This window comes from Peterkaempfera podocarpi, assembly GCF_042466665.1.
In the GTDB taxonomy this organism is placed as follows: Bacteria; Actinomycetota; Actinomycetes; order Streptomycetales; family Streptomycetaceae; genus Peterkaempfera; species Peterkaempfera podocarpi.
Map to the genome: position 1 here is coordinate 4,334,972 of NZ_CP162102.1, position 24,686 is coordinate 4,359,657.

General features: G+C 71.0%; 18 protein-coding genes. 5 read left to right on the forward strand and 13 right to left on the reverse strand.

Annotated features, from left to right (window positions below; translation table 11 throughout):
* Positions 1-29 precede the first annotated feature (29 nt).
* Positions 30-818, reverse strand: coding sequence for a hypothetical protein (locus tag AB0761_RS19010; protein ID WP_377270260.1), 789 nt, complete (start codon positions 816-818; stop codon positions 30-32).
* A gap of 472 nt (positions 819-1,290) precedes the next feature.
* Positions 1,291-2,178 carry an LLM class flavin-dependent oxidoreductase gene (locus AB0761_RS19015; RefSeq protein ID WP_377270261.1) on the reverse strand — a complete coding sequence of 296 codons (888 nt, stop codon included), beginning with the start codon at positions 2,176-2,178 and terminating at the stop codon, positions 1,291-1,293.
* Between the two features lie 63 nt (positions 2,179-2,241).
* On the opposite strand from AB0761_RS19015, the gene AB0761_RS19020 reads away from it, so the two are divergent.
* From AB0761_RS19020 to AB0761_RS19035, 4 genes are all read left to right on the forward strand, one after another.
* Positions 2,242-2,490 (forward strand): hypothetical protein, encoded by a 249-nt coding sequence (locus tag AB0761_RS19020; RefSeq protein ID WP_377270262.1) that lies wholly within the window; start codon positions 2,242-2,244, stop codon positions 2,488-2,490.
* Positions 2,487-2,888 carry a DNA-binding protein gene (locus tag AB0761_RS19025; RefSeq protein ID WP_377270263.1) on the forward strand — a complete coding sequence of 134 codons (402 nt, stop codon included), beginning with the start codon at positions 2,487-2,489 and terminating at the stop codon, positions 2,886-2,888. Before AB0761_RS19020 ends, AB0761_RS19025 begins: the two co-directional genes overlap by 4 nt.
* Before the next feature lie 522 nt (positions 2,889-3,410).
* Entirely contained in the window at positions 3,411-6,380 is a 2,970-nt protein-coding gene (locus AB0761_RS19030) for a beta-galactosidase (protein WP_377274209.1), read from the forward strand.
* A 111-nt stretch (positions 6,381-6,491) separates the two neighbouring features.
* Positions 6,492-7,391, forward strand: coding sequence for an HAD family hydrolase (locus tag AB0761_RS19035; protein WP_377270264.1), 900 nt, complete (start codon positions 6,492-6,494; stop codon positions 7,389-7,391).
* A gap of 333 nt (positions 7,392-7,724) precedes the next feature.
* On the opposite strand, the gene cydD is transcribed toward AB0761_RS19035, so the two are convergent.
* The 8 genes from cydD to AB0761_RS19075 all read right to left on the reverse strand — a co-directional run bounded on the left by cydD (position 7,725) and on the right by AB0761_RS19075 (position 20,789).
* Positions 7,725-11,312, reverse strand: coding sequence for a thiol reductant ABC exporter subunit CydD (cydD, locus tag AB0761_RS19040; protein ID WP_377270265.1), 3,588 nt, complete (start codon positions 11,310-11,312; stop codon positions 7,725-7,727).
* Positions 11,309-12,346 (reverse strand): cytochrome d ubiquinol oxidase subunit II, encoded by a 1,038-nt coding sequence (gene cydB, locus AB0761_RS19045; protein ID WP_377270266.1) that lies wholly within the window; start codon positions 12,344-12,346, stop codon positions 11,309-11,311. Before cydB ends, cydD begins: the two co-directional genes overlap by 4 nt.
* Positions 12,347-12,378: 32 nt before the next feature.
* Complete coding sequence (locus AB0761_RS19050; protein ID WP_377270268.1) at positions 12,379-13,953, reverse strand: cytochrome ubiquinol oxidase subunit I; 1,575 nt, start codon at positions 13,951-13,953, stop codon at positions 12,379-12,381.
* Positions 13,954-14,170: 217 nt separating this feature from the next.
* Complete coding sequence (locus AB0761_RS19055) at positions 14,171-15,667, reverse strand: sensor histidine kinase (RefSeq protein WP_377270270.1); 1,497 nt, start codon at positions 15,665-15,667, stop codon at positions 14,171-14,173.
* A gap of 6 nt (positions 15,668-15,673) precedes the next feature.
* Positions 15,674-16,447, reverse strand: coding sequence for a response regulator transcription factor (locus AB0761_RS19060; protein ID WP_377270271.1), 774 nt, complete (start codon positions 16,445-16,447; stop codon positions 15,674-15,676).
* Positions 16,448-16,538: 91 nt separating this feature from the next.
* Positions 16,539-17,252, reverse strand: a complete 714-nt coding sequence (locus AB0761_RS19065) for a hypothetical protein (protein WP_377270272.1) — start codon at positions 17,250-17,252, stop codon at positions 16,539-16,541.
* A gap of 19 nt (positions 17,253-17,271) precedes the next feature.
* Positions 17,272-19,206: an ABC transporter permease gene (locus tag AB0761_RS19070; protein ID WP_377270273.1), complete on the reverse strand. Its 1,935-nt coding sequence runs from the start codon at positions 19,204-19,206 to the stop codon at positions 17,272-17,274.
* 182 nt (positions 19,207-19,388) lie between these two features.
* The gene (locus tag AB0761_RS19075) at positions 19,389-20,789 is read right to left on the reverse strand and encodes an efflux RND transporter periplasmic adaptor subunit (RefSeq protein ID WP_377270274.1); all 1,401 of its coding nucleotides are present in this window, start codon (positions 20,787-20,789) and stop codon (positions 19,389-19,391) included.
* 262 nt (positions 20,790-21,051) lie between these two features.
* On the opposite strand from AB0761_RS19075, the gene AB0761_RS19080 reads away from it, so the two are divergent.
* Positions 21,052-21,756: a hypothetical protein gene (locus AB0761_RS19080; protein WP_377270275.1), complete on the forward strand. Its 705-nt coding sequence runs from the start codon at positions 21,052-21,054 to the stop codon at positions 21,754-21,756.
* Positions 21,757-21,945: 189 nt separating this feature from the next.
* Here the strand turns inward: AB0761_RS19080 and AB0761_RS19085 are convergent, their stop codons facing one another.
* From AB0761_RS19085 to AB0761_RS19095, 3 genes are read right to left on the reverse strand one after another with little or no spacing between them, the layout of a single operon-like run.
* A complete protein-coding gene (locus AB0761_RS19085) occupies positions 21,946-22,605 on the reverse strand; it encodes a hypothetical protein (protein WP_377270276.1) in 660 nt (219 codons plus the stop codon).
* Between the two features lie 19 nt (positions 22,606-22,624).
* The gene (locus AB0761_RS19090; protein WP_377270277.1) at positions 22,625-23,848 is read right to left on the reverse strand and encodes an ABC transporter permease; all 1,224 of its coding nucleotides are present in this window, start codon (positions 23,846-23,848) and stop codon (positions 22,625-22,627) included.
* Positions 23,848-24,555 carry an ABC transporter ATP-binding protein gene (locus tag AB0761_RS19095; protein WP_377270278.1) on the reverse strand — a complete coding sequence of 236 codons (708 nt, stop codon included), beginning with the start codon at positions 24,553-24,555 and terminating at the stop codon, positions 23,848-23,850. The genes AB0761_RS19090 and AB0761_RS19095 overlap by 1 nt, the downstream gene beginning before the upstream one ends.
* Positions 24,556-24,686: the final 131 nt, after the last annotated feature.

The window sequence follows — 24,686 nt, forward strand, 5'->3', positions numbered from 1 at the left end:
TCCACGGTCTCTGGGCGGGGGGCACGGGCTCAGCGCCCGGTTCGCAGGCGCTTCTGCTGGCGCTTCAGCAGGTCGGTGAGCACGGACTTGTCCGGAGTCCCCTTGACCTCCACGCCGATCTGGACCTCCACGTCGCCCTGGTGGAACAGGCCGATCAGTGTGCCGGTCTCCCCTTCCTGCTTCGGCTTGATGATGAAGCCGCGGGCACCCGGCACACCGGGTACGGAGAAGGCGGTCCCGTTCATCGACATGCCCTGTACGAACCAGCTCGCCTTGTTGGCGCTGCCGAACCGGATCAGCCGGGAGGTCACCTCGGCGGAGCCGTCCGCGGTCCGGTAGACGCGGTAGGCGGCGGAGCGGAATCCGTAGTCGCGCAGGATGCCCTTGGTCTCGGTGGTGTTGCCGAAGTCCTCGGCGACTGCCGTGAGCGACAGCTTCGTCCCGTCTCCGTTCCCGTACACCTCGGCGTCCGTGGGCACGGGCAGCAGGAAGAAACGCAGGTCACCGGTGTGGGCGTCCCCCGACACCCGTCCGGTGACGGTGGAGCGCGGGGTCTTGCTCGCGCTGGGCGACGGCGGCGCCGAGCTCGGCGCGGGCGGGGTCGCCGAGGCGGACGCGTCAGCAGACGCCGACGCGGAGGCCGACGCCGATGCGGACGGCGCCCCCTGCGCCGCGGTGGTGTGCTGCGGCGGCCTGCCGACCGCCACCGTCACCGCGGCACTGGCGGCGGTGACCGCCAGCAGTCCCGCGGTGGCCAGTGCGACCGTCACCGCTCTGGGCAGGCGGCGGGGTGCGGTGGCGCCGCCGTCGTAGGTCACTGGTGGAGGGTCGGACGGCGGTGGCGCTGCCGCCTCCGGCTCGGGCGGGTGCACGGGTACTCCCAGCGGGTCAGGGATGGGTACCGGTCCGGGCCGACTCGCCTGATCCCCCTGGTCAGCCCCCGAACGCGGTCAAGGGCCGATTATCGCGATCTGTCAGGTCGCCTACAACGCACTATGTCTGAGCTGTCCGCAACTGCTCGATTGCTGCCGTACGGATCGTTATCTGGCACCCCCGTACAAGGCCTCCTTCCGCCCCGCGGGCGGACCTCCGGCAGGTCGGAGGCATGATCGCCGCTTGGGCGGGACCGGCGCGGAGGAGTTCCCACCGCACGGCGCGGGGTTCACCGGCCGCGGTGCGGGGCCACTGCGGCGCCGCCGCGGCGACGGGCGGTCGCGGCGGCGCGGAAGGCCGGTGCCGGGGCTGCCCGACCGCACACCCCGGCGTCGCGCGGCCCCGTTCCGGCACTCCTCAGCCGAGCTGCGCCAGGCCCTCCGTTGCGATCTGCTCGAAGACGGCGAGGTCTGCCTCGAAGATCGAGTCCGGCACCGGCCAGTGGATCACCAGCTCGGTCATGCCCAGTTCCTGGTAGCGGCCGGCCCAGTCGACGAAGGCGTCCAACGAGACGAGCGGCTTCTCGACCGTGGAGCCGTGCAGCAGCACCTTCTCCAGCTCTGCCAGGTCGCGGCCCTGGGCCTCGCAGGCGGCGGCCAGCTTCTCCAGCTGCCCCGCGATCACCGCGGGTGCCTGCTCCATCGGCACATCCGCCGGGCCGCGCGGGTCGCCGTAGGTCACCCAGCCCTGCCCGTACTCGGCGGCGAGCCTCAGCCCGCGCGGGCCGGTGGCGGCCACATAGAACGGCACCCGGGGCCGTTGCACACACCCGGGGATGTTGCGGGCCTCGGACGCCGAGTAGTAGGTGCCGCTCTCGGTGGTCGCGTCCTGGGTGAGCAGCTTGTCCAGCAGCGGCAGGAACTCGCCGAACCGCTCCGCGCGCTCCTTCGGCGACCAGGCCTGCTGCCCCATCGCCGTCGCGTCGTACCCGACCCCGCCGGCCCCGATCCCGACCGTCAGACGGCCGCCGGACACGTCGTCCACCGAGACCAGCTCCTTGGCGAGGGTCACCGGGTGGCGGAAGTTCGGCGAGGTCACCAGGGTGCCGAGGCGCAGCCGCTCGGTCGCCGTCGCGGCCGCCGTGAGTGTGGGCACCGCCCCGAACCACGGCTCGTCCCGGAACGACCGCCACGACAGGTGGTCGTAGGTGTACGCGGCGTGGAAGCCGAGTTCCTCGGCCCGCCGCCAGATCTTCTGCCCCTCGGCCCACCGATGGATGGGGAGGATCACCGTACTCAAGCGCATACTGGCGACCCTACGTCGAGAGAAGCCCACCGCGTCGGGCGCATATCGCAGTATGCTTGCCTCATGTCAGCAACCACGCGCATCACCGTCACGCTCCCGACGGAACAGGTGGCCGAGCTCAAGAAGCTCACCGACAACGTGTCCGGATACGTCGCGGAAGCCGTCGCCCGCCAAATCCGGCACCAACTGCTCGCGGACGATCTCCGCCGCTACCAGGAGGAGCAGGGCCAGTTCACCGATGCGGAGCTGTCCGAGGCGCACGCGAGGATCTTCGGCTCCGCCGGGACGGCAGGTTCGGCGAGCGCTGCGTGACCGAGCGCTTCGAGACCGTGGTGTTGGACGCTCAGGGACTGTCCTCGTGGATCACACAGGACCGGGGCGTGCTGGCGATGCTCCAGGTGTTCCACGCCATGGGTGCCGACTTCGTCGTCGGCGCGAACACCATCGTGGAAGTCACGCACGCACGCGTGAACGAAGCCCGGCTGAACTGGGCCCTCTCCCGGGTCAAGGTCGAGGCGGTCACGGAGCAGGCCGCAAGGGCCTCAGCCAAACTGCTGAAGCAGACCGGCCTGCACGGCCACAAGTACGCGATCGACGCGACAGTCGCCGAGATGGCTCTGCGCCAACCGGGGCCGGTGGTCATGTTGACCTCGGACGTCGATGACATGGCGAAGCTCTGCGGCGGCGGTGTCCGACTCATCGCGATCTGAGCCGGAGCGAGGCCCGGACGCTCCGGATGAGCGTTTCCGCAGCTCAGGCTGCGATAGGCGAACGAGGCTTGACTGAGGTCACCAGGGTGCCGAGGCGCAGCCGCTCGGTCGCCGTCGCGGCCGCCGTGAGTGTGGGCACCGCCCCGAACCACGGCTCGTCCAGGACATACCCGCCACTCGGGCGCATACCGCAGCGGGCTCTCCCTGTGCCGGCGACCGGGCGCTGCACCGGGTGAACGCGGCCCGGCCGAGGGGACGGGCGCCCGGGGTGCCGCGACGCGGTTGTGCGGGCCGCCTGTCCGGGGTGCTCCCCGCACGCCGTGAAGAATCGTTCCTTCCTGGGCGCCCCAAGCGTTGCGCCGGTTGGTCGACAGCGCGATACCTCGATGGGAGCGCGGGGGACGGTGGGGTGCACGGGTCCACCGGGTGCTTCCGGGGCGGGTTGTACGCTTCGGGCCCAGTGCGTATCCGCACGGGTTTCCGAGTCACGGACGCCTGATCCTGGTCGCCGTGGAGGCAGTCGTGGAGTTCAGCCGCAGGCGCTTCGGTCTGCTCATAGGGGGCGGCGCGGCAGGTCTGGCGACCGGAGCCACGGTGGCTGTCGGTGTCAGCCGGGCGATGGACAAGGAGCACCCCGCGCAGGGCGGGCGCCCGGCGGCGCACACCGTCGGTTTCGACCGCCACTCCGTGCTGCTGGACGGACGCCGTATCGCGGTCTGGTCCGGGGAGTTCCACCCCTTCCGGCTGCCCAGCCCCTCCCTGTGGCGCGACATCCTGCAGAAGTTCCGGGCGAGCGGCTACAACACCGTCTGCATCTACGTCTCCTGGAACTACCACTCCCCCGCACCGGGGACCTATGACTTCACCGGCGTACGCGACCTGGGAGCGATGCTCGACATGGCGGCCGAGGAGGGCCTCCATGTCATCGTCCGCCCCGGCCCCTACATCAACGCCGAGGTGGACGCCGGCGGCTACCCCGGCTGGCTCACCGCCACCGCCGGCACCGCCCGCACCGACGACCCGACCTACCTCGGCCATGTCGACCAGTGGCTCACCGCCGTCAACGCGGTGATCGCACCCCGCCAGTACACCTCCGGCGGCGGCACCGTACTGCTGTACCAGCTGGAGAACGAGTACGCCGCCCATGTGCACGACGGCACCGGCGCCCGCTACATGGCCCATCTCTACGCCAAGGTCCGCGCCGACGGCATCGAGGTGCCGCTGTTCCACAACGACAAGGGCCGCAACGGCTACTGGACACCCGGGTCCTTCGCCACCGACGGGGAGAGCGGCCGCTACCTCTACGCCTTCGACGGCTACCCCTCCCCGGACGACACCCCGCCCGACTGGGGCCTCTTCGGCCGCGGCGGCGCCAAGGGCGGCTCCACCGCCAGCCCCGGCACCCCCGGCTTCCTCGCCGAGTTCGGCGGCGGCTGGTTCGACTGCTGGGGCGGCGCGGAGTTCGACGGACAGGGCTACGCCGGCGCCAGGGCGACCCGCGACGCCGCCTATGAACGCCGCTTCTACCTCACCAACCTGGCCAACGGCATCACCGTCCACAACGTCTACATGACCTTCGGCGGGACCTCCTGGGGCTGGCTCCCCGCCCCCGCGGTGTACACCTCCTACGACTACGGCGCCGCCATCGACGAGGCCCGCAACCTCACCTCGAAGATCCCCCCGATGAAACAGCTCGGCTATCTGCTCGCCACCGTGCCCGGCCTCGCCCGCCTGGACCGGGTCGGCCGCGGCGACACGGGCGACCCCGATGTCGTCCTCTACCACCTGGCCGACCACGCCGGCTCGGCTCACATCCTGGTGGCCCGCAATGACGCCGCCACCGACCGCGAGGTCACACTGCCGCTGCCCACGGCCACCGGCACCCGCAACGTCCCGGTCCGCATCCCGGCCCGGGACGCCAGGCTGCTCGCCACCGAGCTCACCCTCGGCTCGCGGCTGCTGCGCTGGACCACCGCCCAGCCCATGCTCCAGCAGAAGTCCGGACGCCAGGACATCGCCGTACTGGTCTCCCGCCCCAAGGACACCGTCGAGCTGGCCCTGGCCTGCTCCCGGCGCCCCACCGTCAGCGTCCTCGACGGCGCCGCGCAGACCTCGTACGACGCCTCCGCCGGGCTGCTGAGGATCACCGCGACCCTCTCCGGCCTCACCCGGCTGCACATCTCCGGGGACGGCCACCCCTCACCCCTGCTGCTGCTCCTGGCCGACGACGACGCCTCCGCCGCGCTCTGGCGCCACGACACCGCCTCGGGCCCCGTGTTGGTGCACGGTCCGGCGCTGCTGCGCGACGTCGAGGTGCGGGGGACCGCCGTGCGTCTCACCGGGGACACCACCGCCCCGAGCGGTCTGGAGGTCTGGGCGCCGCGCGGGATCGAGGCCGTGCTCTGGAACGGCCGTCCCGTCCCGGTCGCCATGTCGCCCTCGGGCAGTCTGACGGCCCGTCATCAGCTGCCCGGGCCCGCCTCCTTCGCCCTGCCGAAGCTCACCGGCTGGCGCCGGGCCGAGGAGAACCCCGAGTCCGAGCCCGGCTATGACGACTCCGCCTGGGCGGTGGCCGACCGCCGGACCTCCCACAGCCCCACCCCGGTGCCGGCGGGCGGCCCGGTGCTCTTCGCCGACGACTACGGCTTCCACTACGGCGACGTCTGGTACCGCACCACCTTCACCGGACCGGTCGACAGCGCCACGGTCGAGCTCGCCTACCGGACCGGCACCCAGGGCCTCCTCATGGCCTGGCTGGACGGCACCCCGCTGGGCGCCCACCGGATGCCCGTCCCCACCAAGGAGCAGACCGGGGTGCGCCGCTGGTCCGCCACGGCATCCTTCCCCGTGCCCGCGGGAGCGCTGCACGGCACGGGCCGGCATGTACTGGCCGTACTGGTCCGCCCGATGGCGCACGACGAGGACGGCGGCGCCAACGACGCCCACAAGACGGCCCGCGGGCTCGTCTCGGCCGCCTTCGCCCCTGCCTCCGGCTCCGGCCCGGCCCCGGCGCTGACCTGGCGGATCCAGGGCGCAGGGCCCGCCGACCCGCTGCGCGGCCCGCTCAACACCGGCGGCCTGCACGGCGAACGCGCCGGCTGGCACCTCCCCCACCACGACGACCGCCACTGGCAGCCGACCACCCTCCCCCACACCGGCACCCGCCAGGGCGTCACCTGGTACCGCACCGACTTCCGCCTCGCCGTACCCCACGGCACCGACGCCTCCCTCGGCCTCACCCTCACCGACGACCCCGCGCACGCCTACCGCATCCAGCTCTTCCTCAACGGCTGGAACCTCGGCCAGTACATCAACGACGTCGGCCCCCAGCACACCTTCGTCCTGCCCAACGGGATCCTCGACCCCCACGGCCACAACACCCTCGCCCTCGCCGTCCTCAGCGACGGCACCACCCCCGCCGGACCGGGAAACGCAGAGCTCACCCTGCTCGGCGCCGCAGCCGGCGGCGTCCCCCTGACCCTGGTGACATGACCCGGTGCGGTTCGGGCGCGGCGGTGCGGTCGCGGTGATGTGATTCTTGAGACGCACGGCAGCGCCACCACAGGATGACCACATCGGCCGCCGGTGGGCGAGGATGGTGCGGTGACCACCACCTCACCCACCCCAGACCGGCAGCACATCCAGGCCGTGCACGCCGGGACGGCCCGCACCCACCGGCCCCGCATCGTCGCCACCGACCTCGACGGAACCCTGCTGCGCAGCGACGGCACGATCTCCCCCCGGACCCAGGCCGCGCTGGAGGCGGCCGAGCGGGCGGGGCTGTGCATCGTCTTTGTGACCGGTCGGCCGCCGCGCTGGATGGACTCGGTGAGCGACCACATCGGCGGGCACGGAGTGGCGATCTGCTCCAACGGCGGCGCCGTCTACGACGTACGGCGGCGGATGCTGCTGCAGAGCTATCCACTGCGCGCGGACGACGCACTGGCGGTGGTGGAGCGGCTGCGGTCGGCACTGCCGGGCACGACCTTCGCCTTCGAGTACCCGACCGGCTTCTCGCACGAGCCGGAGTACCCGGCGCTGATGTGGGACTCAGAAGCGGTGCACCGGATCGCCCCGGCCGAGGAACTGCTGGCGGCGGCGGACGGCCACAGCGTCTTCAAGGTCCTGGCCCGGCACCCGGAGCTGGACCCTGACATCTTCCTGCTGAAGGCCCGGGAGGCCGCCGGGGAGCTGGCGGAGTTCACCCGGTCCAGTTCGGTGGCGCTGCTGGAGATCAGCGCCACCGGGGTGTCCAAGGCCAGCACGCTGGCCCGCTGGTGCCAGGAGCGGGGGGCGACGGCGGAGGATGTGGTGGCCTTCGGCGACATGCCCAACGATCTGCCGATGCTGGCCTGGGCGGGCACCGCCTACGCGGTGGCCAACGCCCATCCCGAGGTGCTGGCGGCGACCGGGCGGCACACCGCGCGCAACGACGAGGACGGGGTGGCTCTGATCGTGGAGGAGCTGCTGCGCGCCCGGATCGACGGGCACCCCCGGAACTAGTGCCGCCCTCGCCGGCCTTTGCCCTGCCGCGACGCTCCCCCGGCCTTCGGCCGGGAGGTGCCCCCTGGCACGCACGCTCGCTGCGTTGGCCGAAAGCCCAGGTACGACCCAGTACAAGGGCTTCCGGCCGCCTTGCGATCGCACGCACCGGACGCCGCGGCGTGGGGGCACCTCCCGGCCGCCAGGCTGGGGGAGGGCAAACGTCGGCGGGGGCGGCACTGGTGCGGGGGCGGCACCAGGTCCGCGCCTTCGGGCGGGCGCGGCCGCAGCGGGCGCCGGGCCCGCGCCGGGCACTGCGCAACGGCCGGACTCTGCTCAGCGGCCGGACCCGCCTCAGGCGGGGACCGGCTGCAGGGCGTCCGTGCGCTGCTCCCGCTGCCAGATCCGCAGCAGCGGACCGTCCTGGGAGACCAGGTCGGCCCAGGGTCCGCGCTGCACCACCCGGCCGCGGTCCAGCACCAGCACCTCGTCCACCGCCGCGTCGGCCAGGCCGGCCAGCCGGTGGGTGATCAGCAGGGTGGTGCGGCCCGCGGTGGCGTCCAGCAGGTCGGCGGTGAGGGCGTCGGCGGTGGGCAGGTCCAGGTGTTCGGCAGGCTCGTCCAGGATCAGCACCGGGAAGTCGGCGAGCAGCGCGCGGGCGAGGGCCAGGCGGCGGCGCTGGCCGCCGGAGAGGCCGGCGCCGTGCTCGCCGACCATGGTGTCCAGCCCCTGGGGGAGGGAGTCGACCCAGGTCAGCAGGCGGGCGGCGGCGAGGGCATGGCGCAGCTCGGAGTCGGCGGCGCCCGGTCTGGCCAGCCGCAGGTTCTCCCGTAGCGAGCTGTCGAAGACATGGGCGTCCTGGGCGCACAGGCCGATCACCCGGCGGACGGCGTCGCCGTCCGCGTCCCGGCTGTCCACAGCCTGTGGAGCGCTGCCCAGGGTGATGGCACCGGCGGTGGGGTCGAGGAAGCGCAGCAGTGCGGCTGCCAGTGTGGTCTTGCCCGATCCGGACGCGCCGACGACGGCGATGCGCCGGCCGGGGGCGAGGTCCAGGTCGATCCCGGCCAGTGCGTCGGTGTGCTGTCCCGGCCAGCGTGCGTGCAGGCCCCGGACGGTGACCGGGAGCGGCTCGGCGGGCAGCGGGGCCGGGTGCTGGGGCTCGCGCACCGGGTCGGCGGTGTCCAGCACCTCCACCAGCCGTCCGGCGGCCGCCTTGCTGCGCTGGCGGAACTGGGCGGCGACCGGCATCCCGGCGACGGCCTCGAAGGCGGCGAGCGGGGTGAGGACGACCACCGCCAGGCACGCACCGGGCAGTGCTCCGGTGGCGACGCCCTGTACGGCGACCGCAGCGGCGGCGGTGACGGTGAGGCCGGTGGTGAGCGCGGTCAGCGCGGCGCCGAGGGCGGTGGTGGCGGCGGAACGGGCGGCGATCCGGGCGAGTTCGGCATCGGTGTCGCCCACGGCGGCCAGTCGGCGGGGGAGCGCGCCGGCCGTGGTGAGTTCGGCGGTACCGGTGAACAGCTCGACGACACCGGTGGCCAGGGCACCGCGGGCGGGTGCCGTACGGCGTTCCGAGCGGCGGGCCAGCAGCCCGGAGAGGGCCGGGACGGCGGCGCCGACCAGCAGCAGTCCCACGGCGAGCACCGCTCCGGCGGCGGGCAGCAGGGCTGCCATGGCGAGCGAGGCGGCGGCGGAGACGGTGGCGGCGACCGCGGCCGGCAGCCGCCACCGCAGGAACCAGTCCTGGACGGAGTCGACATCGGCGACCAACCGGGAGAGCAGATCACCACGGCGGAATCCGGCGGCGGAGTGCAGGGCGGCGGGGGCGAGCCGTTCCAGGCGAGCATGGACGGCCGTGCGCAGGCTCCCCAGGGCACGCAGCACGGTGTCGTGGGAGAGCAGCCGCTCGGCGTAGCGGAAGACGCTGCGGCCGATGCCGAAGGCCCGGACGGCGGTGACGGCGACCATCAGGGTGAGCACGGGGGGCTGCGTGGAGGCACGGGAGATCAGCCAGCCGGAGGTGGCCAGCAGGGCGACGGCGCAGCCCAGGGCAAGGCTGCCGAGCACGGCGGCGAGTGGCAGCCGTCCGGTGGGGGTGGCGGCCCGGGCGAGGGCGGTGATCCGGCGCAGTGGGGTGCGGCCGGGCCGGGTGGCGGCGGCGCGGCGGCCGTCAGCGCCGGTGGTCTGCCGCTCGTACGGCCGCTCGTGGCCCCGGGGTGCCGTCGGATCGGCCTCGGGGTGCAGCGGTGCCCGGGGCTCCCCGGATGCTTGCGGTCGTTCGGGAGCGGTCAGCCGGATCCGGCGGTCGGCGGTGGCCAGCAGGGCGGGTCGGTGCGCCACCAGCAGGACGGTACGGCGCGGGTCGGCGGCGAGGGCTCGGACCGCGTCGACCACCGCCGCCTCGCTCTCGCCGTCGAGGTTGGCGGTGGGTTCGTCCAGCAGCACCAGCGGCCGGTCGGCGGCGAGGAAGGCGCGGGCCAGGGCGATCCGCTGGCGCTGACCGGCGGAGAGCCCGGTGCCGCCTTCCCCGAGGGCGGTGTCGGTGCCCTGGGGCAGCCTGTCGGTGAAGTCGAGGGCATGGGCGGCGCGCAGGGCGGAGCGGACCTCGGCGTCGCCGGCGTCGGGGCGGGCGAGGCGGACGTTGTCGGCGACGGTTCCGGCGAAGAGACAGGGCTGCTGGGGTACCCACACCAGCTGCCGGTGCCAGCTGTCCAGGTCGAGGTCGGCGAGGTCGTGGGCGGTGCCGTCGGCGGCGGTGATGCGGACGGTTCCGGAGTCGGGCCGGGTGAAGCCGAGCAGTACGGAGAGCAGGGTGGACTTGCCGGCTCCGCTGGGGCCGGTGAGGGCGACCGTCTCACCGGGGGAGAGGTGCAGGTCGGTACCGTCCAGCGCGGGGGTGGTGCGTCCCGGGTGGGTGACGGTGAGTCCGTCGGCGGTGAGGGTCGCGCCGATCAGGTCGGGGGCGGGGGTGCGGCCTCTTCCGGGGAGCGGGGTCTCCAGGACGGCGAAGACCTGTCCGGCGGCGGCCAGCCCTTCCACGCTCGCGTGGTAGTGCGCGCCGACCTGGCGGATAGGCAGATAGGCCTCGGGGGCGAGGATCAGCACCAGCAGGCCGGTCCTCAGGTCGAGGCTGCCGTCGACCAGTCGGAAGCCGATGGAGACGGCGACCAGTGCGACCGAGAGGGTGGAGAGCAGTTCCAGGGCGAAGGAGGAGATGAAGGCGATGCGCAGGGTGCGCAGGGTGGCTCTGCGGTAGTCGTCAGTGACTGCGGCGATGGCCTTGGCCTGGGCTTTTGCCCGGCCGAACACCTTGAGGGTCGGCAGCCCGGCGACGACGTCCAGGAAGTGGTGGGAGAGCCGGATGAGGGTCTGCCACTGCCGGTCCATCCGGCTCTGGGTGGCGAGGCCGATCAGCACCATGAAGAGCGGGACGAGGGGCAGGGTGCCCGCGATCAGCGCGGCGGACAGCCAGTCGGCGCCCAGGATGCGCAGCACCACCAGGGCGGGGACGGTGACGGCCAGGGCCAGCTGGGGGAGGTAGCGGGAGAAGTAGTCGTCGAGGGCGTCCACACCGCGGGTGGCGAGAGTGGTGAGCTCGCCGGTGCGCCGTTCGCTGCGGGCGGCCGGATCCAGGCGGGTGGCGTGGTCGAGCAGCTTCAGCCGCAGTTCCGACTTGACGGAGGCGCAGGCCCGGTGGGCGGTGAGCTCGGTGAGCCAGGCGACGGCGGCGCGTCCGGCGGCGGTGGCGGCGAGCAGCAGCAGCGGGCCGCGGAGTTCGGCGAGGCCCGCGTGCTGCTGGAAGGAGCGTACGACGATCTCGGCGATCAGCCCGGCCTGGCCGATCACCAGGCCGGCGCCGGCCGTGCCGAGCAGTACGGACCCGGCGAGGAAGCCACGGGTCGCACGGGCGTACCGCAGCAGCCGGGGGTCGACGGGCTTCACGGCTGGTCCGCCGCGACGGTTGCGGGGACCGCCTTGCTCGGGGCGGGGATGTGCTGGACGCCGATCCGCCGGCGGAAGACCCAGTAGGTCCAGCCCTGGTAGAGCAGGACCAGCGGGGTGAAGAAGCCCGCCACCCAGGTCATGATCTTCAGGGTGTAGGCGGAGGAGGCGGCGTTGGAGACGGTGAGGCTCCAGGCCGGGTCCAGGGTGGAGGGCAGCACATCCGGGTAGAGCGCCAGGAAGAGCATGGCCACGGTGGCCACCACCGCGGCGCCCGAGCTGACGAAGGCCCATCCCTCGCGGCCCGCCCGGTTGAGCAGCAGCGCGCTCAGCAGGGCGGCCACGGCCAGGACCAGAGCCACCAGGCTGCGGGCGTTGCCGGTGTGCGCTTGCGTCCAGGCCAGGAAGACCGCGGCGAGCACCACGGTGGCAAGCCCCAGCCACTGGGCGAGCGCACGGGCCCGCAGGCGGATGTCGCCGAGGGTCTTGAGGGCCGTGAAGACCGCGCCGTGGAAGGTGAAGAGGGAGAGCGTCACCAGGCCGCCCAGCAGCGCATAGGGGTTCAGCAGGTCGAGGACGCCGCCGGCGTACTCCTTGCCGCTGTCGACGGCGACGCCGTGCACCATGTTGGCGAAGGCCACGCCCCAGAGCAGGGCGGGCAGCAGCGAGGCCCAGAAGATGGCCTGCTCCCAGGAGCGCTTCCAGCGCTCGCCGTCCCGCTTGGCCCGGTACTCGAAGGCCACACCCCTGATGATCAGGCAGACCAGGATGGCGAAGAGCGGCAGGTAGAAGCCGGAGAAGAGGGTGGCGTACCAGTCGGGGAAGGCCGCGAAGGTGGCTCCGCCCGCGGTGAGCAGCCACACCTCGTTGCCGTCCCAGACCGGGCCGATGGTGTTGATCAGTACCCGGCGCTCGCGCTCGTCGCGGGCGAGCACCCGGGTGAGGATGCCGACCCCGAAGTCGAATCCTTCGAGGAAGAAGTAGCCGGTCCACAGGACGGCGATGAGGACGAACCAGACGTCGTGGAGGTGCATGGCCGCGGTCTCCCAAGATGTGTGACGGACCGTCAGTAGGCGAAGGCGAGGGGCTTGTCGGCGTCCTCGGCGGCGGCCGGATCGCCGTCGCCGGTGGAGCGGCCGCGCAGGGTCGGGTCCTGCTCGGGCGGGCGCTCGGAGCTGACCGGCCCGGCCTTGGCATAGGTGACCAGCAGCCGCACCTCGACCACGGCCAGTGCGGCATAGAGCAGGGTGAAACCGATCAGCGTGGTGAGCTGCTCAGCCGTGGAGACCCCGGGGGAGACCGCGTCGGAGGTGCGCATCAGACCGAAGACCGCCCAGGGCTGTCGGCCGGTCTCGGTGAAGATCCAGCCCCAGGAGTTGGCGATCAGCGGGAACCCCATGGTGAGGATGGCGGTCCGCCAGCCCCAGGCGGTGAGGGACGGGCTCAGCTCCCGGTCCCGGGTGAGCATCAGCCGGGGCACTTCGTCCGGGGCCGTCCGCTTCTCCGGTGCCACCCAGCGCCGGCTGCGGGTGAGCCAGAGCCCGGCCAGGGCGCAGACGAACGAGGTCATGCCGAACCCGATCATCCAGCGGAAACCCCAGTAGGTGACCGGCACATTGGGCAGGTAGTCCTTGGCGCTCCCGCCGTACCGGGCGGCCTCCGCGGCGGAGACGTCATTGACGCCGGGCACCTCGGAGTGGAAGTCGGAGTGCGCCAGGAAGGAGAGCAGCCCGGGGATCTCCACGGCCACCGTGTTGTGTCCCTTGGCCACGTCACCCACGGCGAAGACCGAGAAGGGCGCGGGCGCCTCCTTGTCCCAGAGGGCCTCGGCTGCGGCCATCTTCATCGGCTGCTGCTCGAACATCACCTTGCCCAGGCTGTCCCCGCTGAGCGCGGTCCCCAGCCCGGCGACCACCGCGACGACCAGCCCGACCCGCAGGGAGGTCCGCATGACCAGGGTCTTGCGGGTGTCCACGGCCTCGCCCGCGGCCAGTTGCCGCTTGGTGCGCCACAGGTGGAAGGCGGAGATGCCGACCATGAAGGCGGCACCGGTGAGGAACGCCGCGGTGAGGGTGTGGGCGACCACCACCAGGGTGGTGTTCTGGAAGAGCACCGCACCGATGTCGGTGAGCTGCGCGCGGCCGGTCGCGGGGTTCAGCCGGTAGCCCACCGGGTGCTGCATCCAGGAGTTGGCGGCGAGGATGAAGTACGCGGAGAGCACGGTGCCCAGGGCCACCATCCAGATGCAGGCGCAGTGCAGCTTCCGGGGGAGCTTGTCCCAGCCGAAGATCCACAGCCCGATGAAGGTGGACTCGAAGAAGAAGGCGATCAGCGCCTCCATCGCCAGCGGGGCACCGAAGACATCACCGACGAAGCGGGAGTAGTCCGACCAGTTCATACCGAACTGGAACTCCTGCACGATGCCGGTGACCACGCCCATGGCGATGTTGATCAGGAAGAGCTTTCCCCAGAACTTGGTGGCATGGAAGTACTTCTCCTTGCCGGTGCGGACCCAGGCGGTCTCCAGGCCCGCGGTGATCGCGGCCAGACTGATGGTCAGCGGAACGAAGAGGAAGTGGTAGACGGTGGTGACACCGAACTGCCAACGGGCGATCGTCTCGGGAGCCAGCGCAAGATCCACAGGTCACTCCTGCCTACCGTGCTTGTCCGCTTGTGAACGTGAACACTTTCACAAGCTCAGTAGGATTATCACCCACACGGCTGGAGTGAATGCGCCCGAACGGGCCTCAGCAGGCGTGAAGTCGGTCACCCGGCGTGAGCCACCGGTCCCCCGGGCGCACCGCCCGGCACAGCTCCCCGGCCCCTGACGACCGGTCCCGTTGCGGCCCGTGCCCCGCTCAGGCGGAGGGGATGCGGACCCGGAAGAGCGCCCCGTCCCCCGGGGCCGTGACCAGGTCGACCCTGCCCTCATGGGCCGCCACCAGCGCACCCACGATGGCCAGCCCCAGCCCCGCACCGCCGCCGCGCTGGCGGCTGCGGGAGGCGTCCACCCGGTAGAAACGCTCGAAGACCCGCGCCGCCTGGTCCTCCGTCAGCCCGGGCCCCCGGTCGGCGACCTCCAGCACTCCACCGCCGTCGGCCGTCCCCACCCCGATCCGCACCGGAGTCCCCTGCGGGGTGTGGGCCACCGCGTTGCCCACCAGATTGGCCACCACCTGGCGCAGTCGGGCCTCGTCCCCCAGCACCACCGCGGCCCCCGGCGCCCCCTCCCCGCCGGGGCCGGTGAGTGCCACCGGCCGGTCCGGATCCAGTGCCATGACGTCGTGCAGCGCGTCCGCCGCAAGGCTGCGCAGATCCATCGGCGCCAGCTCCAGCGGCCGTTGCTCGTCCAGCCGGGCAAGGGTGAGCAGATCCTCCACCAGCCCGCCCATCCGCAGCGCCTCACGCTCGATGCGTGCCATGGTGCGCTGCACATCGGCCTCGGCGGGCAGCGCGCCCATCCGGTAGAGCTCGGCGAAGCCGCGGATGCTCGCCAGCGGGGTACGCAGTTCATGCGAGGCGTCGGCGACGAAGCTGCGCATCCGGGCCTCGGACTCGGCCCTCGCCGCAAAGGCCGCCTCGATCCTGGCCAGCATGCCGTTGAGCGCTGCGGACAGCCGGCCGACCTCGGTACGCGTCGAGGTCTGCGGCACCCGGCGGGAGAGCTCCCCGGCCGCGATCAGCTCCGCGTCCTCCTCGATCCTGCGCAGCGGTCGCAGGCCGGCCCCCACCGCGAACCAGCCCGCCACCGCGATCAGCAGCAGCACCGAGCCGCCGATCAGCAGAAACCCGGTGCGCAGCTTGCCCGCGGTGGCGTCCACCTCGGCCAGCGACGAGGCCACCACCACGGCGGCCGGGGCGCCCTGGACGCGGTCCTGCACCGGCAGCACCAGCGCCCGCCAGCGACCGGAGCCCTGGTCCCCCGGGATGTCGAAGGCGGTGCCCATGCGGTCGGCCAGGGTGCGTGCGGTGAGTTCCGGCATCCGCGGACCCGGGTCCCCTTCGTCCACCGGCTGCCGCAGGGTCTGCTCGGCGCTGCCGTCGGCGTTGAGGAACTGGACCGTGTACTGGCTGGGCAGCCACTGACTGGGCGGCCGCGCGGCGGAGCCGACGGGCAGCCGGATGACGGCGCTCTCCGGGAGGCGGGCCGCCGCCCGGCGGGCCAGCGGCTCGCCGAACCGGTGCAGCTGCTGGTCGAGCCGCTCCACCAGCTGGACCCGTACGGTGCCGACCACCACGGTGTCGCTGACGGCCAGCCCCAGGGCGGCCAGCACCAGAGTCATGGCAAGCAGCCGTGCCCGCAGGGAGAGCCGCGGCAGCCGGACGGCGAGGGGTCGGACGGCGAGGGGTCGCACTGCCGCTCAGACCTGGGTCTGGGGCGGGCGGCGCAGCACATAGCCGATGCCGCGCACGGTGTGGATCAGCCGGGGCGTCTCCTCGGTTCCGGGGTCCAGCTTGCGGCGCAGATAGGAGATGTAGGACTCGACGATGGAGAGGTCGCCCCCGAAGTCGTAGGCCCAGACATGGTCGAGTATCTGCATCTTGGAGACCACCCGGCCGGCGTTGGCCATCAGGTAGTGCAGCAGCTTGAACTCGGTGGGTGACAGCGACACCGGGCGGCCGCCGCGTGCCACCTGATGACCGACCGGGTCCAGCTCCAGATCGGCCACGACCAGTCTGCCGTCCTCGGCCAGGCCGCCGGTGCGCCGCAGGATCGCGCGGATCCGGGCGATCAGTTCCTCGAGGCTGAACGGCTTGGTGACGTAGTCGTCGCCCATCGACAGCCCGATCACCTTGTCGCCGGTGCCGTCCTTGGCGGTGAGGAAGAGCACCGGGACGTGGTCGCGGGCACCGCCTCCGCCGCCCGTCCGGCCGGAGCCGGGCGGGCGGCGCCGGGACTCCTCACGCAGTCGGCGGACGACAGTGAAGCCGTCCATGTCGGGCAGCATCACATCCAGCACCACCAGGTCGGGCCGCTCTGCCGCAACGGCGGCGAGCGCCTGCTCGCCGCTGGCGGCCGAGGCCACTCGGAAGCCGGCGAACCGCAGCGAAGCGGCCAGCAGCTCCCGGATATTGGGCTCGTCGTCGACGACCAGCAGGCTGGCCTCCGCCGACGACGCTTCGGTTGCGTCCATACAGCTGTCCGTTCACTATCCGCGGGGGCACGGTACGGCGCGAAGATGAGAACCCGCTGAGAACCGGGGCCGGCCGCCCGTCAGCCGCCGATCACCCCTGGCTGCCACTGCCGCCGAAGCCCCCGAAGCCGCCGCCACCAGCGAAGCGGCCTCCGAAGCCGCCGGTGGTGGTGCCGCCCTCGGTGACCTGGCTGGCCGCGACATTGCCGGAGGAGTCCTGGGTGCCCTGGACCACCACGGTATCGCCGGGCTTGAGGTCGGAGACCTTGCCGTCCTTGCTGAGCTTCACCTTGGTGGAGCCGCCAGTGGTGACCTTGACGGTGTTGCCCTGGGCGTCGGTGAGATAGACGCTGTCGCCGTCCACCACCTTCACCGTGCCGACCGTCATCGAGGTGGACGACCCGGCGCCCTGGCCCTGGCCGGCACCCTGGCCCGCGCCCTGACCTTGGCCCGCGCCCTGCCCGAAGCCGCCCGCGCCCTGCTGCCCGCCGCCGCGGGCACCGGTCCGCTGCTGTCCGAAGCCGGCCGCCGCGGCGGCCGGCAGCTTGCCCGCGCCGCCGGCGGTGCCGTGGTTGCGCTCGTACCAGACGCCCCCGGAGAAGGCGCCCGCGGCGACGATTCCCGCGGTGAGGCAGAGGGTGAGCCAGGGGAGTCGGCGGCGGGGCGGGGCGGCGAGCTCCGCGGTGATGTCCCTGGCGTCCGGCGCCGTCGCCAGGATGTCCTCCGCCAGATCCACCGGCGGCACCACCGTCTGCGGCACCACCGCCGACTCCGCCTTCACCAGGTCGGCCCGATGTGCACCCATAGCGGTCATCTCCTTGCGGCTACTCATGACGCAGCGCCTCGATCGGCCGCAGCGAAGCGGCCCGGTTTGCCGGATAACTACCGAAGAACAGACCGATGGCGACCGCGATACCGAACGCACCCACCACCGACTCAGGAATGATCACCGGCTTGATCCCGACGATCGTGAAATGCGAACCCACCACCCCGACCAGCACCCCAAGACCCGCACCCAGCACCGACAACAACGTCGACTCCGCCAGGAACTGCCCCAGGATCACCCCCTTCGGAGCACCGATCGCCTTACGGATACCAATCTCCCGAGTCCGCTCCGTCACCGTCACCAACATGATGTTCGTGATCCCGATACCACCCACCAGCAACGAAATCGCCGCCACCGCACCCAACAGCACCGTGAACGTCTTGTCCGTCGACTGCCGGGCACTCAGCAACGACTCCTGACTGCTCACCCGGAAATCCACACTGCTGGAATCCTTGATCCCATGCGTGCCCATCAGCACCTGCGTGATCTCCGACTGCGCCGCCGTCGTCACATCCGCCGACCGCGCCTGCACCACAATCTGGTTCAACGAACCAAAACCCGTGAACGCATTCTGCACCGTCGGCAACGGAGCAATCACCACATCATCCGAATCGGTGATACCCGTACTGCCCTTCTCCGCCAGCACACCCCGCACCGTGAACGGCGTCCCACCGATCACCAGCGTCTTGTCCACCGGATCAACAGTCCCGAACAACTCCTCCGCCGTCGTCGACCCGATCACCGCAACCTTCCGCGAATTCAGCACATCATCATTGCTGAAATAATCACCCTTCGCGACCCGGCTGTTCGTCGTCTCAAAATACGCAGGATACGTACCGATGATCGAATTCACCGTGTACTCGGTCCCCTGATACACCGCCGTACCCGAACTGCTCACCACCGGAGCAACCGACTTCACATCAGGCGCATCCTCGGGATTCGCCAACGCCTTGGCGTCCTTGAGGGTGAGCTGCTTGGTGGTGGTGGCACCCGAGGCTCGGCCTCCGAACCCGCCTCCGCTGGAGGAGATGGTGAGGGAGTTGGTGCCCAGCGAGGTGATGGAGTCCTTGACCGACTGCGAGGAGCCGTTGCCCACCGCCAGCAGCAGGATCACCGCCGCCACACCGATCAGCACACCCAGCATCGTCAAGGCGGAGCGCACCTTGTTGGCGGCCAGACCACCGCCGGCCATCCGCAGGATCTGCCAGAACATCACAACCCGCCTCCGCTCAACGCAGACCCCGCCACAGCACCCGCCGCAGACCCCGCCACAGCACCCCGCGGCCAACCCTGCCTGGGCGAACACCGGAGGCGGACCCAGCACCGGACCCTGCCGCACATCCGACACGATCCGCCCGTCCACCAACCGCAGCACCCGCTTCGCATGCCGCGCCACCTCGTCCTCATGCGTGATCAACACCACCGTGCGACCCGCCGCATTCAAACGATCCACCATCACCAGCACCTCGTCCGTCGAACGACTGTCGAGATTGCCCGTCGGCTCATCCGCCAACAACATCGCCGGCGACGTCACCAACGCACGCGCCACCGCCACCCGCTGCTGCTGACCACCCGACAACTCATTCGGCCGATGATCCAGACGATCCCCCAGACCCACCATCGACAACGCCGCCACCGCACGCCGACGACGCTCCGCAGCCCGCACCCCCGCATACGCCAACGGCAACTCCACCTGCGCCAACGCCGTCGTCCGCGGCACCAGATTGAACGACTGGAAAATAAAACCGATCTTCCGGTTCCTCACCAACGACAACTGATGCTCATCCAGATGACCCACATCAATGCCATCCAACAGATAACGCCCCGACGTCGGCACATCCAAACACCCCAGGATGTTCATCAACGTCGACTTCCCCGACCCCGAACTCCCCATCACCGCAACAAAATCACCCTGCTCCACCTCCACACTCACCCCCAGCGGACCACCCCCCGCAGGATCATCCGGCCCACGCAACGCATGCACCGCCGCCTCACCCACCCCATACGACTTCCGAACCCCACGCACCGAAATCACCGGCACGGATCGGGAGGGGGAGGCGGCCGTTCCGGGGCGCGCCGGAACGGCCTGACGCCGGGCGACCGGCAGCCTGGGGCTCACCGGCGAGCACCCCCGCCGATGTTCCGGCCACCGCCGCCGAAGCCTGCGCCGCCACCGCCGAAGCCGGCGCCACCACCGAAGCCGCCCGGGAAGGCACCACCCGGGAAGCCATTGCTGCCGGAGGTGGTCGTGGAGGTCAACTCGACCTTCTCACCCGAGGACAGACCCGAGGAGATCTGCACCGAGGAATCACCCTCGATACCGACCTGCACCGTCCGACGCTCCGTACTCCCGTCGTCCTTCACCACCGTCGCCGTCCGCGACGCCCCCGTACCCGACACCGCATTGGTCGGCACATACAGAGCGTTGTCCGCCTCACCCGTCACCACCGACACCGTCGCACTCATCCCCGTACGCAACGCACTCGTGTCACTGGTGATCTGCAGCTTCGCCGCATACTGCACCGCACTGCCCGAACCACTCCCACTCCCGCTCCCACTACTCGTCGGAAGCGAACTGATCGACAGCACCTTCGCATTCAACTGCGTATCCGACTGCGCATTCAACGTGACCGTCGCAGCCTGACCCTTCTTGACCTTCAACGCATCCGACTCCGAGAACGACGCATCCACCTGCATCCCCGACGGATTGGTGATCACCACAAAACCCGACGGCGCACTCGACGACGACGAAGAGGACGAGGAGTTGCCGGAGCCGCCCTGCCCGCTGCCGGAGGCAGCAGAACCGGTGGAACTGCCGGTACCGGAGACGGTGTCGCCGACCTTGCCGCCCACCGAGGCGACCGTGCCGCCGACCGGCGCCTTGAGCACCGTGCCGGCCAGCGCGTCCTCAGCGTCGGAGAGGTCGTTCTGGGCGTCGGTCACCTGCTGCTCGGCCTGCGCCACCTGCGCGGCATCCACCTTGGTGGTGGTCGTGGTGGTCGGCTGCGGTGTGGTCTGACCGGCGTTCTGTCCCCCGGACTGGCCCGCGCCGCCGCGGCCCCCGGTCGAACCGGCGCCGGAACCGGAACCGGTCGAGGACCCGGGAATGGTGGTGGTGACGGTCTCTCCCGCCTGGGCCTTGGTGAGCGACGCCTCCGCCGTGTTCAGCGCCGCCTCCGCGGCATCCACCTTCGCCTGGGCGTCCGTGGTGGAGACCTTCGCAAGCACCTGGCCCTTGGTGACCTTGTCACCCACCCCCACCTTGACCGAGGTCAGCGTGCCGCCGGTGACAAAGTCCACCCCGGCATCGGTCGGCGACGCCAGAGTGCCCGAACCGGACACCGTCGCCAGCACCGTGCCCTTGGCCACAGTCGCCGTACGGGTCTGACCGGAACGCCCGGTGGGAGTCGCGTCGGCGTTCACCGTGGCGTACGCCAGGCCTCCGCCGGCCAGCAGGACGACACCGAGCAGGGAGTTCAAGATGACGGCCCTGCGCCGCCGAGGGAGCACCTTCATAGCGGCACAGCGTGCCGCAGCACTCTTGGCCTAAGTCTGAGCACAACCTTGTAGAAGCCTGGGAATGTAAACCGCCATAAAGTGCTCAGATCAGACTTTTTTACCCTGGAGAAGGGGCATTCCACCCCTCCCGGCACGACATGGACCCAGGGAACTCACAGGAATCATTCCGGCCGCCCTCAGTCCTGTGCGGTTGATTGCCTGAGGCGGTCGCGCGCGCCCGCGGCCCTCACATCAGCACCGACCTCAAGGAGCCGCAGGTATGTCGGGTACCCCCACGGTTGCGCCGAACGCGGCCCAACCGCACCGGAAACACCTCAGGGCCGCCGCCGGGGCCGCAGCCCTGGCCTGCGGAGTCCTGCTGGTGGCGGGCTGCGGGTCGAGCTCCGGATCAGGCGCCGCTTCGGCACCGTCGGCCGGTGCGACCGGCGGCAACCAGGCCCCCGGCGATCCGGGCAGTGCCTTCGCCGCCTACACCCAGTGCCTGAAGGACAACGGGTACACCTTGCCCGACAGGCCCAGCGGGGCCCCGTCCGGCATGGGCCGCCGCAGCTGGAACCCCAGCGACCGGCCGAGCGGCCGGCCCAGCAACTGGCCCAGTGGGCGCCCCAGCAACTGGCCGAGCGGGCGTCCCAGTGGCATGCCCCGCGGCGGCGGCTTCGGGATGGGCAACACCGCGGACCCCGCGTACCAGAAGGCTGCCAAGGCCTGCGAGTCCAAGCGGCCGTCCTTCGGCGGCGGCCGGGGCGGCAGCAACGGCGGGGGTGGCGGCGCCGCCGCCTCCGCGCTCAAGGCCTTCGCCGACTGCATGAAGGGCAAGGGGGTCACCGTCCAGGCCGCGGGCCGCGATCCGCTCGCGGGCCTGTCGACCAGCGACCCCAAGGTCTCCGCCGCACTCAACGTGTGCCGCCCACTGCTGCCCTCCGCAGGCTCGGAGCCCGCACCCAGCGCCTCCCCGAGCGCCTGAGCCGCAGCCGGCCCGTTCGCTGCCCCGCCGACCCGCCGCCGTACCCGGCGGGGTCACCGGTCGCGGACGGGTCGGCTGCGCCGTCCCCCCGGTCCCACGCCGACCTGTGGACCGGCGTGGGACGAGATCCCGATCCTCCGCTGGTGCCGCACTCCGCGCCGCACGGCCGGGGGTGGCGGCGACGACCGGTCAGCCACCCGCCGGAGCCTGACCGCCGGCGGGGGCCTGCCCGCCGCCTCCCATGCCGCCCATACCGCCGCCGAAGCCTGCGAAGCCGCCACCCGTGGCGCCGCCCTCGGTGACCTGGCTGGCCGCGACATTGCCGGAGGAGTCCTGGGTGCCCTGGACCACCACGGTGTCACCGGGCTTGAGGTCGGAGACCTTGCCGTCCTTGCTGAGCTTCACCTTGGTGGAGCCGCCAGTGGTGACCTTGACGGTGTTGCCCTGGGCGTCGGTGAGATAGAGGCTGCCGTCCTCCACCACCTTCACCGTGCCGGTGGTCATGGTGGTGGACGACCGGGAACCCGACCCCGCACCCGAGCCCTGGCCGAATCCCGCTGCACCCTGCCGTCCTGCTGCCGTCGGAAGGCCTCCGCCGGCACCCGTGGTGGCGTTGTTCTTCTGGTACCAGATGCCACCCGCGAACGCCGAGGCCGCGACGATTCCCGCGGTGAGGCAGAGGGTGAGCCAGGGGAGTCGGCGGCGGGGCGGGGCGGCGAGCTCCGCGGTGATGTCCCTGGCGTCCGGCGCCGTCGCCAGGATGTCCTCCGCCAGATCCACCGGCGGCACCACCGTCTGCGGCACCACCGCCGACTCCGCCTTCACCAGGTCGGCCCGATGTGCACCCATAGCGGTCATCTCCTTGCGGCTACTCATGACGCAGCGCCTCGATCGGCCGCAGCGAAGCGGCCCGGTTTGCCGGATAACTACCGAAGAACAGACCGATGGCGACCGCGATACCGAACGCACCCACCACCGACTCAGGAATGATCACCGGCTTGATCCCGACGATCGTGAAATGCGAACCCACCACCCCGACCAGCACCCCAAGACCCGCACCCAGCACCGACAACAACGTCGACTCCGCCAGGAACTGCCCCAGGATCACCCCCTTCGGAGCACCGATCGCCTTACGGATACCAATCTCCCGAGTCCGCTCCGTCACCGTCACCAACATGATGTTCGTGATCCCGATACCACCCACCAGCAACGAAATCGCCGCCACCGCACCCAACAGCACCGTGAACGTCTTGTCCGTCGACTGCCGGGCACTCAGCAACGACTCCTGACTGCTCACCCGGAAATCCACACTGCTGGAATCCTTGATCCCATGCGTGCCCATCAGCACCTGCGTGATCTCCGACTGCGCCGCCGTCGTCACATCCGCCGACCGCGCCTGCACCACAATCTGGTTCAACGAACCAAAACCCGTGAACGCATTCTGCACCGTCGGCAACGGAGCAATCACCACATCATCCGAATCGGTGATACCCGTACTGCCCTTCTCCGCCAGCACACCCCGCACCGTGAACGGCGTCCCACCGATCACCAGCGTCTTGTCCACCGGATCAACAGTCCCGAACAACTCCTCCGCCGTCGTCGACCCGATCACCGCAACCTTCCGCGAATTCAGCACATCATCATTGCTGAAATAATCACCCTTCGCGACCCGGCTGTTCGTCGTCTCAAAATACGCAGGATACGTACCGATGATCGAATTCACCGTGTACTCGGTCCCCTGATACACCGCCGTACCCGAACTACTCACCACCGGAGCAACCGACTTCACATCAGGCGCATCCTTGGGATTCGCCAACGCCTTGGTATCGGTCAGCGACAACCCCTTGGCCGAGGAGGCCGAGGACGATCTCCCGGCCCCGCCCATCCCGCCGCCTCCGCTGGAGGAGATGGTGAGGGAGTTGGTGCCCAGCGAGGTGATGGAGTCCTTGACCGACTGCGAGGAGCCGTTGCCCACCGCCAGCAGCAGGATCACCGCCGCCACACCGATCAGCACACCCAGCATCGTCAAGGCGGAACGCACCTTGTTGGCGGCCAGACCACCGCCGGCCATCCGCAGGATCTGCCAGAACATCACAGCCCCCCTCCGCTCAACGCAGACCCCGCCACAGACCCCGCCGCAGCACCCGCGGTCAACCCCGCCTGGGCGAACACCGGAGGCGGACCCAGCACCGGACCCTGCCGCACATCCGACACGATCCGCCCGTCCACCAACCGCAGCACCCGCTTCGCATGCCGCGCCACCTCGTCCTCATGCGTGATCAACACCACCGTGCGACCCGCCGCATTCAAACGATCCACCATCACCAGCACCTCGTCCGTCGAACGACTGTCGAGATTGCCCGTCGGCTCATCCGCCAACAACATCGCCGGCGACGTCACCAACGCACGCGCCACCGCCACCCGCTGCTGCTGACCACCCGACAACTCATTCGGCCGATGATCCAGACGATCCCCCAGACCCACCATCGACAACGCCGCCACCGCACGCCGACGACGCTCCGCAGCCCGCACCCCCGCATACGCCAACGGCAACTCCACCTGCGCCAACGCCGTCGTCCGCGGCACCAGATTGAACGACTGGAAAATAAAACCGATCTTCCGGTTCCTCACCAACGACAACTGATGCTCATCCAGATGACCCACATCAATGCCATCCAACAGATAACGCCCCGACGTCGGCACATCCAAACACCCCAGGATGTTCATCAACGTCGACTTCCCCGACCCCGAACTCCCCATCACCGCAACAAAATCACCCTGCTCCACCTCCACACTCACCCCCAGCGGACCACCCCCCGCAGGATCATCCGGCCCACGCAACGCATGCACCGCCGCCTCACCCACCCCATACGACTTCCGAACCCCACGCACCGAAATCACCGGCACCGGGCCCGAACGGGCGGGGGCGA

What these genes read in the sequence shown, in the direction of transcription:
- AB0761_RS19015 (WP_377270261.1), bottom strand. Translation starts at nt 2,178, where the DNA reads ATGCGCTTGAGTACGGTGATCCTCCCCATCCATCGGTGGGCCGAGGGG.
- AB0761_RS19020 (WP_377270262.1), top strand. Translation starts at nt 2,242, where the DNA reads ATGTCAGCAACCACGCGCATCACCGTCACGCTCCCGACGGAACAGGTG.
- cydB (WP_377270266.1), bottom strand. Translation starts at nt 12,346, where the DNA reads ATGCACCTCCACGACGTCTGGTTCGTCCTCATCGCCGTCCTGTGGACC.
- AB0761_RS19060 (WP_377270271.1), bottom strand. Translation starts at nt 16,447, where the DNA reads ATGGACGCAACCGAAGCGTCGTCGGCGGAGGCCAGCCTGCTGGTCGTC.
- AB0761_RS19065 (WP_377270272.1), bottom strand. Translation starts at nt 17,252, where the DNA reads ATGGGTGCACATCGGGCCGACCTGGTGAAGGCGGAGTCGGCGGTGGTG.
- AB0761_RS19075 (WP_377270274.1), bottom strand. Translation starts at nt 20,789, where the DNA reads ATGAAGGTGCTCCCTCGGCGGCGCAGGGCCGTCATCTTGAACTCCCTG.
- AB0761_RS19080 (WP_377270275.1), top strand. Translation starts at nt 21,052, where the DNA reads ATGTCGGGTACCCCCACGGTTGCGCCGAACGCGGCCCAACCGCACCGG.
- AB0761_RS19085 (WP_377270276.1), bottom strand. Translation starts at nt 22,605, where the DNA reads ATGGGTGCACATCGGGCCGACCTGGTGAAGGCGGAGTCGGCGGTGGTG.
- AB0761_RS19090 (WP_377270277.1), bottom strand. Translation starts at nt 23,848, where the DNA reads ATGTTCTGGCAGATCCTGCGGATGGCCGGCGGTGGTCTGGCCGCCAAC.